The 12,929-nt window shown below is 59.8% G+C and carries 3 protein-coding genes; 1 reads left to right on the top strand and 2 read right to left on the bottom strand.

Annotated features, from left to right (window positions below):
* Positions 1 to 190 precede the first annotated feature (190 nt).
* Both AB4K19_RS11885 and AB4K19_RS11890 read right to left on the bottom strand, forming a co-directional pair.
* Positions 191 to 3,805 (bottom strand): hypothetical protein, encoded by a 3,615-nt coding sequence (locus AB4K19_RS11885; protein ID WP_375228566.1) that lies wholly within the window; start codon positions 3,803 to 3,805, stop codon positions 191 to 193.
* An 11-nt stretch (positions 3,806 to 3,816) separates the two neighbouring features.
* On the bottom strand, positions 3,817 to 10,953 hold the full coding sequence (locus AB4K19_RS11890; protein WP_436397693.1) for a DUF7507 domain-containing protein: 7,137 nt from the start codon (positions 10,951 to 10,953) through the stop codon (positions 3,817 to 3,819).
* 630 nt (positions 10,954 to 11,583) lie between these two features.
* Between AB4K19_RS11890 and AB4K19_RS11895 the strand changes: the two genes are divergently transcribed.
* On the top strand, positions 11,584 to 12,909 hold the full coding sequence (locus AB4K19_RS11895; protein ID WP_375228569.1) for an MATE family efflux transporter: 1,326 nt from the start codon (positions 11,584 to 11,586) through the stop codon (positions 12,907 to 12,909).
* Positions 12,910 to 12,929 lie beyond the last annotated feature (20 nt).

Consider the following 12,929-nt stretch of genomic DNA (forward strand, 5'->3'; position numbering starts at 1 on the left):
GCCGGTACTCACTGTCACAAATAACTGAACCTTGGGTTCTGCTATCATGGGTTCGTAAGGAACAGCTTAATTCCCGCGAAGGCCCTGCAGGCTGACTGATAAGGGACAGGACACCGCATCACACTGCCGGTTCCGGGCGGGCAGCCAAAAGCGCAGCGGTGTACCGGTCACCGCCCTCGGGTGACCGGCTTCAGAACTTTGCGATCAGGTTGATGAAGATACCGCTGCTGTCATAGTCCAGATCGGTCAGATCATCCGACACGCGGCCCCATTCATAGCCCACACCGATTTTCGCGTTGTTTCCGACATGGCGGTACACGCCCAGCAGGAAGCCATGTTCATCAACATCGGTGTCCTCTGAAACGAGCATCCGCGCCTCGGCGAGAGCATCCCACTTGTGCACCACGTGCCAGTCGAACCGGAGAATTGCGAGATGTGCCGTGTTGTCCACAAAAGTGTCGGTGCCACGGTCTGCAATTTCAGACATCCGGTAGCCGTATTTACCGCCGACACTGAGCCGCGGGCTGATGTCATAGATGGCGTCGACGGACAGCACATGGCTGCGCTGTGACGGACCGTCTGTGGATCCGTTGGCTGTGACCTGATCCTCACCGGGCAGATCATGCAGATAGGTGTAGCGGAAAAGCATATTCAGCCGCTCATTGTCGACCGGCCGATAGGCATAACCTACACTAGCCTCAACATATTCCCCATCCCGGAAAGACGACTGATCCGAACTGGAAATCAGCGCATCAACGTTCAGCAGGAAACGCCAGTCACGATCCAGCTTGTGTGAATATCCGCCGGACAGCGCCCATGTATCCCGGTCCTGTTCAACGCCTTCACCATCATCTGTCCGGTATTCAAGGCGCAGACGCGCATCGCGTTTATCCTCAAAGGCATAGGACGCCCCGAAGGAGACCGCATCGCGGTCGAAATCTCCGGTTATGTCGTCGCGGACTGTCCCGCTCTCAACCGCGCCGGAGAAGGACCACCGGGCGTCCGGCGTATAGTTGACACCATATGCCCGCGTCAGAGACCGGCGGCTGCCGAAGAGGTCCCAGTTGTTTTCACCGTAAACCTTTACGGTCTCAGACACCCGGTACCGGGCACCAACTGTGAATTCCTCTTCCGCCGCCCCCAGCAGCGTGTCCGAACGGAAACCGGTACGCGTCGGGTCCAGCGTGTAGCCAAGGTAAATCTCGTTGTCCGCTGTCGGGCTGTAGCCCAGGCGGGCTTTCGCGCCGAAGCCACCGTCGCCGCCTGAAACCTCTGCCCCCAGAGACAGTTTTTCGGTGACCTGCAGCTCAAGTCCTGCGCCAAGCCGGTCGTTGCGCTCGATCTGACCGGACCGGGACAGCGTCCCCTGACCGTATGCATAATAGAGCTGGTCCTCGTCAGGGGCGTAATTCAGGCGCAGCGCTGCGTCCGTCCGGCGACCGTTGTCCGCCGTGCCGGAAACCGCATTCCTGTCGAGATGGGCAAGGGCTGCATCCACTGACCACCTGTCGTTCAGGCGGTATGTCAGGCGGACCTCGGCCTCCGTGCGGCTTTCGCCGGTGTCACTCTCAAAATCCTCGAAATCGAGGCCAAAGCTGAGCCGGTCGTTCAGATCTACATCTGCCGTCACGCCCCACAGGGTCTGATCGTCGGAGATGTCCTCTGACAGCGTTGAGAAGCCTGCCTCTTTGCGTTCGTAGTAAAAGCCGATACTGCCAGGAACTCCCAGACCGATCTCGGTGGTGTCAAGGTACGCATCCAGACTGTAAGCGCGGGCCTTGCTGCCACTGCCCGTTCCGACAGTCGTGTTGGAAAGCCCACCGTCCGTTGACAGGGTCCGCCCGAAGCCCGGCCCTTCGGTCTGCGCGATTTCGGCCTCGATATTGCTCTGCTCTCCAAGCTCATACCGCAGATCGACACCATCCAGCTTCTGATCAGCTGTGCCCGTGTTTTCACGCATGCTCGTGATGCCGACGCGCAGATCGTCTGTGGCCCAGTATTCAACGCGCCCGCCGGTAGACGCCCCGTCGAGCGCGCCAGCAACCGGTGTGTATTCATACTGAGCAACCAGGTTCACATCGAACTCACCAGATGAGCCACTTGTGACCAGCGATCCGTCCGATGCCGAGGACGACAGGGGTTCCGCCAGGATTACAACACCCTGAATGTAGTCGATTTCGTAGTCGACGCCTTCCGTCAGCGTTCTGGAGCTGACGATGCGCCCGGTGACCGGGTCTGTGATCTGCACGGCAATCGTTTCCGAGCCGCCGTTGATGTCCTGACGGCTGAGGAAATAGACCGACCCGCCTGTCCCCCGCAACACATCGCGCTGCGGCAGGGTTTCGGGGGATGCGGCATATACGTTCACACTGGTGCGTGCGTTGCCGTCCTCGGTCACGTCCAGGGATTCATGGCTGATTTCAGCCCCATAGAGCGACCTTGTGGACGACAGAAGATCCGTGCCCGTAATACCCGCCTTGAAGTCACCAAAGGTGAACCTTGTCCGGTCCCGTTCGACCCGCAGATAGAACCGGCCCGATGTGGGGGCATCATCATACGATGTGCTGTCATCGCCATAGGTTGGATAGACATCATCCGGGTCAAGGCGCGAGATTACCCGCCGGGGGTCTTTTTCATCAAGTCTGTCAAAGGCTTCACTCAGCGGCCCGTTTCCGGTGTCCACAGACGCGGTATAACGGTAGCCGGTGACTGTAGTGCCCTTGGCAAAGCCCGCAATGCGGCCTTCGGCGTAAGTGTCATCGTTTTCCGGATCACCTTCGGCGAGATCGTCATTGAGGCGCCGCCCGAAGGTAAGATCAATGAGCCCGACACCAAAAAAGTCATGCTCAGGTATCTCGACCTGGCGCACGACCGTTTCACGCCGTCCATTTTCAATAATCTCAATCGGCACGTCGTAAAAACCGGCAGGCAGAATGCGTGTGGTGACAAACCGGCCTGACGGATCAAGCGGTACTTCTTCGCCACGGATGATCACGCGCGCACCCGGCGCAACTGTGCCCGATGCCGTAATCCGCCCGCCACCTGTGGGAATATTACGCAGGCGGGTGCGATCATCACCCTCGCCCGGGGCAATGTTTTCACCGCGCACCGTTCCGTGGGTTTCAAAGGCAGCCGTGGTGCGCCGCAGATCAAGGGGTTGGGTTTCATCGAAACGCCCTGCCGCGTCATAGACCCGCAACACATAGGCAAGGTCCGGGGACCCCTCCTCTGGCATGGTCCAGGCCACCGTGCCGTTTGCCTGCACCGGCAGTGTGGCCACAACCGGCCTGCCGCGCCGACTCAGATCAACAATGCGCACCTCGGCGCGTGAAATATAGGCTGGATAATTCGCGGAAGCCCGAAACACGACCCGTTCGCCAGCGCGGTAGGCCGCCCGCAGATCGCGGGTGCTGACGTTCAGAAGCCGCTGACCGTTCAGCCCATCGAACCTCAGATCGATATCGCGCCGGGCGTTTTCGATGTCAGCAGGTCGCCGCAGGTCCACCGGTGCCGGGGCACCCGCAACCGTTTCGTTGTCGATTGAGATCGAAAAACCCTGCTCTTCAAAACTGCCGCCGGGCGATGTGTCAATCTTTTCAGTGTTTTCACCGGTAGGCATCGCGACGACGAGACCTGCATTGGCGCGGTAACAGTCTTCAGGCTGCGGCACGACAGCGTCAAAACACTCATCGTCCTGACCATCGGCGGCCCGCGCGCTGGTTGTCACCAGCAGCCCGCAGCCCAGAAGGCCGGCACTCAACAGCGCGGCATGCGAGACGGAACGCAGGAAAAGAGAGCTCTTCATGGCACGTCCCCTCACTGGCTGCGGCGGACGAGTGTCCGCTCGATGGTGAGTTTGACCTGCCCGATATCCCGCCATTCACGGCGTATGTATCGCTCCACAAGCCTCATCCGGCTGCGGGCAGCGCGCTCGGCTGCCCGGTCCGCCGTCTTCGGCAGATGGAACGCAATGCGCAGGTGCACGGGCGTATCGGCGATCTGCTGAAGCAACCCGTCCAGGCCACGTGCCAGTGGTGCCGAAAGCGCAAGCCGGCCGTTCGACGCCGTATCAAATCCTGCCATGTTCAGATCAACGCGCACGAGACGGGTAAGTGCCGCGCCGAAGTTCATCTCGGTCAGTTTGCCGGGTGTGAGACGCACAACCCTCGGGTTCTCGGTAGTCATCCTGAAGCCCGTCGGCAGCGTGCGGGTGTCCAGCTTGAGGATAAAATTCGATCCCCGGTCTTCGGGCAGCATGGCGCAGGGCACATGGTACCGTCCGTACTGGTCGGTAATGATGGTGGTGCCATCAACACCGACAAGACGCACATCCGGCAGGCCAGGTTCGCCCTCAAGACGACCGCGTTCCGCCAGTGCATCACTGCTCGGTGGCGTCGATCCGGCGGGGTTCTGGTAGCCGTCGCGGTTCCGGTCATCAAACACCTTGCCGATGACATCGCCACAGTCAAAAACGGCTTCCGGCATGATACGGACCGTTGCGGTGGCCAGCGGTGGGATCAGAGCGCCGGTGTCCGGGTTACGGACAGAGGCGCGGTTCACCAGCTCGCCCGGACCCGCTCCATCTGTAACGCGACCGCGCAGGGTCAGGCTCACTGTCGAAAAAGGCGGAACCGGCACGCCGATCCAGGTCACTGTCCGTCCGATGACAGTGGCCGTGAACGGCGCACCGTTCAGTGTCGCACTGTCCGGCAGATAAAGAAGCCCCGGCGGCAGCACATCCACAATGTTGAAGGATCCACCCAGAACCGGGTTCTCGTTGCGCAGCGTAATCGTATAGGGCACCACAGCACCCCGGTTCACTACCCCGAGCGGTGTCGTCTTTTCGAGCGTCAGGCCTGTTGCCGCAAGAGACGGCGCAATCGACAACGTTGTCGGGTCGTCCGTTGTGTTGCCGTCGGTATCAATCCCGTCATCTGAAACATCATCGATTGTCGTCGGTGTACCCGGAACGCCCGGCGGAATAACCGTCAGGCCGGAAGCCGTCACCGTGTTGCTCATGCCGCCATCGGTCACATCTGCGACAGTGAGAAGGTAGGTCGCCGTGTAGGTCGCCGTTTCGCCAACCAGCAGATCGCCCTCTGCTGATCCACTGCTCGCGGAATCAAATGTGGGGCCTGTGCCCAGTGGTACAGTACGGCCCGCCAGCGAACTGAGCGTATCGACAAGCGAAACGTTCTCAAGATCCGTGTTGCCGGTATTCTCAACTGTGATGGAATAGCTGATGGTGTCGCCTACACCCGTAACCCCATCGCCATTGTCGAGCACGGTCTGCGTCTTGGTCGTCTCAATTGCCGGCAGAACGCCCTGCGTGACGGTTTCGACGGCAGTGTCACAGATGGTCGGGTTCAGCGCATCACAGATTTCATAGGTCACATCATAAGTGCCGGCCGGATTGCCCGGTGCCAGCGTGATCAGGCCGGTGTTCGGATCAAGCGTCACGCCCGGGTCTTCGGCAACAACCGTCAGGTTCACGTTGGACAGCGTCGCCGGCTGGTTGCGTACCGTGTCGGATGCAAGGATCGACGTGCTGGTTCCACCATCACCTGTGAATGCCGGAAAAACCTCTGGCTCCGCATCAATCGGCACAAGCACAGCTGTGGCGTCATCATCATCCGTCGTAGTCTGAGGCACACCGAAACCGTCGGTGTAATTGCCGGTGACCGTCGCGGTATTGTCGATCTGTCCGGCGGCAATATCCGCAGGCGTAATTGTGTAGGTACCGACAAAGGTAGTGTCATCCACCGCACCCGGTGCCAGACTGACAATCGGACCCGGTGTGATTGAAAGTCCCGGAAGCGGATCAGAGATCGTGATATTGTTAAGCGTCTCCAGACCGGTATTTGTCACCTCAAAGGTGTAGGTCAGAGTGTCACCGGGCACAGCCGCCGTAGTCAGAAAGGCACTGTCGTCCACCGACTTGACGAGTGTGATCGCCGCAGACTGGTTGATCAGCGTCACGGTGGGGGTGTCATTGGAAATCGTCGTGCCGGAAATATCGGTTCCGGGCGGTGGACCCGCAGTGGGTGTTCCGGTTGCAACCGCACTGTTTTCAACACGCCCATTGTCCAGATCGGCCTGCACGACACTGTAGCTGCCGCTGAAAGTCGTGGTGTCTGTCTGACCCGGTGCCAGGCTCGTAATGGGCCCGCCGGACAGAGAAACCCCCGGAAGTGAATCCGTCAGCGTGATATTGTTCAGCGTCACATTGCCGGTGTTGGTTACCTCAAAACTGTAAAGGATCACGTCACCGATCATCGTTGGCGTCCCGATGCCGCTGTCGTCGTCAATCTTCACGAGAGCCAGTGCCGGATCAGACGCCAGCGGCGTGGACAATGGCGTGTCATCGCCATTGGTTGTGCCCGACGGATCGGTCACGACCTGATCAAACGGGTCCGTACCCGATGCAGTGGCCTGGTTGACCACTTCAGTCGCATCCACGTCGTCCTGGGTCAGAACATAGGTTGCCGTAATCGTTCCCGTGTCCGTGCCGCCGGGCAGAAGGCTCGGGATCGGGCCACCCGACAGCGATATCCCGGGCAGTGGGTCCGAAATGGTGATGTTCGTCAGCGTGACATCACCGGTGTTTGTCACAGCAAAACGGTATGTGATCGTCTCACCCGCAACCGGCGGGCTGGACAGCGCGCTGGTGTCCGCGGTTTTGACCAGCGCAATGCCGGGCGCAAAGGCCGGCACGACCGGCGTCGGGTCATTCTCGCCCGCTTCTGTCGGATCACCGTTGCCATTGGGGTCTGCGCTGGTGCCATTGTCGGAAGCGTCGCTCAGCAGCGGATTGGTCGCGGAGGTCTGTCCGGACGTTGCCCCTTCGCCTGTGACGCTGGCCTGGTTCTCATAGCTTCCACCGGACGCCATCACAGGCGGCTGTGGTACAGTTGGCTGAACCCGCAGACTGATATCAATCGTACAGGTGCTGGTCGCCGCGAGCGTAAAGCCGGAGGCCACAGTCTGCGCGCCGCTGCCATTGAACCCGGCCTGCAGGCCACCGCAGGTACCCGAAGGAGCTGCCAGAACCGTGTACTGGCCACGGGACAGCGGGTCGGTCGCAGGCGTGCCCAGTGCTGCGAAAGTGCCAAACCGCGGCGCCGCTCCCGCCAGGGGGTCAGTGACGACAATGTTGTTCAGCGCCTCAAGGCTGAGGTTATCTACCAGAAGCCGGAACGTGACATTAAAAGAACCATCCGCATTCGCCGATGGTCCGGATTGTACTGCCTTGGCAATACCGATCCGCGCCTGCGGGATCACCGGGAACAGATATCCGGTTGCCGCCGTTCCGGCAGGCAGGCTGATGCCGGTTGTCTGCGTCGCGGATGCAACCGTGCCGCCAGCGGTACCCGCGCTGCTGGCGCCGTCCGTCAGGAAGTTCTCGCCTGTAGCGCCGCGCGTGATTGAATAGGTGCCGGCGGGCAGGAAATCGAAGGAGTAACTGCCGTCGGCCGCTGTTGTGACGGTGCGCGTCACGGTGTTGCCGTCAAAATCTGTGCCTGTCAGTGTGATGGGCACTCCACCGACCCCACTGTCGATGCCGTTGATCGCGGCATTGGAATCAAAGTCACGGAACACATTGCCTGCCAGCGAGGACGAACTGACGGTGACAGCACCGGTGTTCGAGTTGTTGCCCGGTGTCACATCCAGTGATGACGTGCTGATCGTCGCTGTGTTGTTCACGGCTTCCGGCAGAGCGGATACAGAAGTGACCTCCACCGGCACAGTAATTTCGGCTTCAGCACCACTGCTGAAAGTGCCCAGATTACACTCAAAAGACGCGCCACCCGCGCTGCCCGTACAGCTGCTGAGCGTTGACGTACCGGATGTGACCACCAGCGACGGGACCCCCGTAAGCCGCATGTTCGACGGCAGGTTGTCCCGGACAATCACATCATCCGCCTCAGCGAGACCCGCGCCCGCGTTGTTGCGCACGGTGATCACGAAATCGAAGTTGTCCAGCAGATCAACCGTCGCCGGAACAGCCACCTTGCTGGCCACTTCGACGTCAGCGCGGGTACGTACTGTGGTGTTTTCGGTCTGGCTGTTGTTATCGCTGTTGGCGTCGAAACCGCCCGCGACCTCGTCAGAAGTCACCGACACCTGATTGCCGACGGTGCCTTTGGATACACCGCGTGCCGTGACTGTAATAGTGCCCGTTTCGCCGGCTGGCAGAATGGCAAAATTGCAGATCAGGGTGCCGTTAAGATCGCCGGGGTTCGGCGCTGTCGGGCAGGTGCCGCCCGCACTGATCGTATGAGACTGATAGTTCAGCCCCGTCGGAGGAAGAAGATCCGTCACAACAACATTTTCCGCTGCCGACGGGCCGAGGTTACTGACAAGTACGGTGTAAACGGTGTCATCGCCCACCGCGACGGGATCAACGCTTTCCGATTTGTTCACCAGCAGATCGAGGCTGGGATCGTTCACTGCAACAGTCGCAACTGCATCGTTGTTGCCTGTATCCGTCTCAACAGTACTGGTCGAAACGCTGGCGTCATTGTCGATTGAGGTACCGCGCGTGGCGAGGTTGGGGCGCACGACAACAGTCACTGTACGCTGCGCACCGTTGGCAATCGTACCGAGCTGGCATTCGATCAGGTTATTGCTGCCCGGCAGTGTTGTCGTGTTCGGCGTTGGCGTCGTGGAACAGGCCCCCGCCGAAGGCGATGCCGAGATAAAGGTGACATCCGGCGGCAGTGTATCCGTCACTTCGACGTCATCTGCCGCACTCAGACCGTTGTTTTCATTCTGGGCTGTCAGAACATAGGTCAGGTTCTGACCCGCTCCCACCGGCACGGGCGACGCGACTTTCGTAATGGTCATGTCTGTGCGCGGATCAACTGTAAAACCGACGGTGCTGTCGTTGTTGGTGAGGTCAGGATCAGCCACATCTTCTGAAATTACCTCGGCAGTGTTTGTGCGTGCGCCGCCATTGCCGCCGGGGGTGACTTCAACAACAAAGGTCGGGCAAGCCCCGCCGGAACATACCGGAACCGTCAGTCCGGTGCAGGTAAGCGCAATACTGCGCCCGCCTGCAGAAGGAGACGAACAGCTGGCACCCGGTGCACTGATGCTGACTAGACCATTTCCTGTGCCACCGGAGACGTTGTTGACCAGATCAGTCAGCGTATCCGTGAAAGTTACATTCGTCGCTGTTTGCGGACCTGCGTTGCTGATCACAAACGTAAATGTCTGTGTCTCACCGGCGATCGGTGCGGCGCTGGACGTTTTGGCCACTGCAATATCCGCCGACGCGCCGGGAGTGCTTGCGGTTACGGAAGTGCTGGTCGTGTCATTGCCGGGGTTCAGATCCGGAATATTCGCGTCCGGAGAGCTGACCGTGACCGAGTTGGAAATTGTCCCTGTCTGCGTCACCACGGTTTCCAGAGTGACCGCTGGCGTGGTCGCGCCGGCCGCCAGCGGGCTGCCAGGCGTAAAGACACGGGTACAGGTTATCGTCGCCGGACCGTTTACGACCGGCGCAGGCGCACAGGTCCATCCATTGAGCGCAAAACCGGTCAGTTGCAGACCGGCAGGCAGGTTGTCCGTGAGTTCGATGGTTCCGAAAAAATCAGCCGTACCTTCGTTGCGCGCACTGATTTCAAAGTCATAAGGGTTACCGTTAACCACCAGGGATGGCGTCGGGCCTGTTTTGATCGCGGCGAGATCAACCGTGGGCTCCTGGATCGTCGCGCCGCCGTCATTGTCCGCATTATTTGACGGGTCAGGATCGGACGGACCTGTCGCCGTGATTCCCGCCGTGTTCACCGGGTTGCCAGCTGAAACCACAGTCGTGTTGATGGCAATCGTCGGCAGCGCCACATTCGCACCCGGCCCGGACCCGCCCACAAGCGTACAGGTGACCTGCTGGCCGTTGATGGTACAGTCCCAGCCGCTCGACGGAACAACGCTGTCGATCGTGTAATTGGATGGCACCGTATCAACAACGGTCAGCCCGGTCGGGTTATCGCCCGTGTAGGACGGCGCAAGGGTAAAGACCGCCGCATCACCGACCAGAAGCGATCCGGAAGGACTGCGGCTTTTGTCCATCTCCAGATCACTGCCGCCGGTGACAGTGGTATCCAGACTGTCCGTGCCGTTGGCCGTATCAGGATCAGGAATGGAGGCACCCGTGATGCTCGCCACCGGCGTCACAGTGGAGGATGCCGCCGCACTGATCTGGCCATCAAAACTCAGCTGAGCTGAGGCGCCGGGCGCAAGGGGGCCGGGGATCGTGCATGTGTAGGTACCGCCACCAAGTGTACAGCCGGACGGGGGGGATACATTGACCAGACCTGTGGGTATCGGGAAATCGACAACAATGTCGGAGACAGAATCCGGGCCATCATTGGCCACGACGAGGTCATAGGTCACCGTGCTGCCGGAGGCGGCAGTCGCGGGCCCCTGGACGTCAATGCGTGTGTCTGCGCCCTGTGTCACTGTCGTTGTCTCGGACACACTGTTATTTGCCGGGTCTGTGTCTCCGGCATCCGGAACACTTGCCGTCAGAACAACAGAGCCCTGCTGCGAAACCTCCAGATTGAGCTGAAGGCTGGCCGTTCCGCCGTTGGCAGCGATCGCAGGGACGTTACACGTTACAGTGCTGCCACCCGCCGCAGGCAAAGGTGCACAGCCTGTGACGGTACCGGAGGTGCTGAGCAGCTGTGCGCTCGCGGGCACCTCAATATCAAGGGTCGTCGCAGGTGCATCCGCCGGGCCGAAGCCATTGTTCGTAACCGTCAGGTTATATTGCGCCGTGCTTCCGGCGGCCGTCGGATCAAACCCGGTATCATCAAGGTTCAGCAGCCAGTCGACGTTCTGTGCATGCGCCGGGGCGCTGACCAGAAACAGTATGCAGAGCAGAAAACTCGTGAAAATTGATTGAAATCGACCCCGCGGGGGGGAGTACCTGGTAACGCCTGTTGACATTGCTCTCTCTTCGGAAGCTTTTTTCTGACCAAATTGTTAACAAAACTGATCCCGGTGGTCTTGCTCAACGAAACTCCGGCAGCACTTTTTCTGATCAAATCCGACTCGCCCGCACCCGGCGTGATTTTTTTGCCACAACAAATTCAGGAACGGCAAAATAGCGCTTAAAAACACCTGTCTGAAAAACTGCCTTGGATTGAAATACAGCGGACAACTTCAATTTCAGGTCTTTCATGCTCCGTATGTTGGAAAACTTCAGAAGGGACGGATCGGGCTTTGATTCTCAAAGCCGCTTTTTTGCAAACCGGGTCTGTACAGCAGCAGCTGTGCAACCCTGTTCAGAGCCTGACAAAGAGAACAGCGCCGGGGTCGTTTCAGTTTCGGACAGCCGGAAACATTTGATCAAATATTCCCCGTACACTGCGGGGCTTTGTAGCCGGATCCGGCTGCAATGTCCGGATTTACAACTGGACGGATCGCTCAAACAGGGCTACACCGCGAGCAGAAAGACCGTCCAGAGAAAGACCGGAACAATGGATCACCCGTCGCAGGCCTGAGCGCCCGTTGAAACATTCAGCACACGGCTGAAGCACGCGACTTTTTTCGCCGGAAACGTCCGGCAGGTGAACCATGACTGACCTACGCTATTCTCAACAGGCGCCGGTGCGCGCCGAAATCCAGCCTCTGTTCCGGCTCGCCGTGCCATTGATGGTGGGGCTTGCTGCCGCACTGCTCATCGGCGTGGTGGACACCGCAATGATCTCTCCGCTGGGCACAGTGCCGCTGGCAGCAGCCGGCGTGACAACGGCTGTCCTCATCATCATGATCTCCGCACTTTGGGGTGTGGTGACTGTGATCTCAGTCCAGATCAGCCAGGCTGAAGGTGCCGGCGACCCTAAACGTGTGGCGCAGGTGCTGCGCGGCGGGATGATACTCTGTCTGCTTGGCGGCGGTGTCGCAGCCATTCTCATGCTGGCGCTGTATCCCCTGCTGGGCCCGCTCGGCCAACCCCGGGAAGTTCTCGCCATCCTGCTGCCCTACTGGGTTTCAATGGCCATCTGGATCTTGCCTTTTACACTGTTCTTTGGCCTGAAGTCGCTCTTTGACGCCGTGGGAAGACCCTGGACAGCAGTGGTGCTTTCCTACCTTGGGGTGCTTTTCAACATTCCGGCCAACTACACATTCATTCATGTTCTGGAACTGGGCATTCTGGGCGCCGGTCTGGCCAGCATCCTGTCGCAATGCGTATCGCTGTTCGCAGCATTCATTGTGCTGGCAAAATCACCCGGGCTGGCCGCTTTCCGGCAACAGGTCACCGTCCGCTGGCCCGATGTGAAGAAGCAGTGCAAAGAGGCCCTGCCCTTGTGTCTGGGATATGCCGGCGAAGGCGGCGCCTATGCAGTTGTCGGCATTATGATGGGCTGGCTCGGAGCTGAGGCGCTGGCCGCCCATCAGATTGTGAACGCCATTGGAGGTCTCGCTTATATGATACCGCTGGGCATGGCAGGTGCCGCCTCGATCCGCGTCGGGCTGGCAGTCGGTGCGGGCCATGAACACAGGCTGCGCCCGATACTCAAGGCTTCCTTCCTGATCGTGACGCTGTGGCAGCTGTTGGCGGCCGCGTTCTTTATCGCTTTCGGCCGGGTGCTCGCCGAGACCATGTCGGACGACCTGGCAGTGATCGACCTGGCCGTTGTCCTGTTTATCATTGTCGCCCTGCTGCAGGTCGCGGATGGCATTCAGGGCACAGCTTTGGGCGCGCTGCGCGGCATGTCGGACATGAACCTGCCCACCGTGATCACACTGGCCGCCTACTGGCCGCTTGCGCTGCCAGCCAGCTATCTGCTGGGATTTTACTGGGACTACGGCGCTGCCGGGGTCTGGGTCGGATATATGATCGGGCTTGTCGTGGCCGCGATTGCCCTGCCCTGCCGCTTCTGGCAGCTGACCCGATGAAACGCATGGATCAGAGGAGA

This window comes from Roseobacter phycocola (genome assembly GCF_042055075.2).
Classification (GTDB): Bacteria; Pseudomonadota; Alphaproteobacteria; order Rhodobacterales; family Rhodobacteraceae; genus Roseobacter.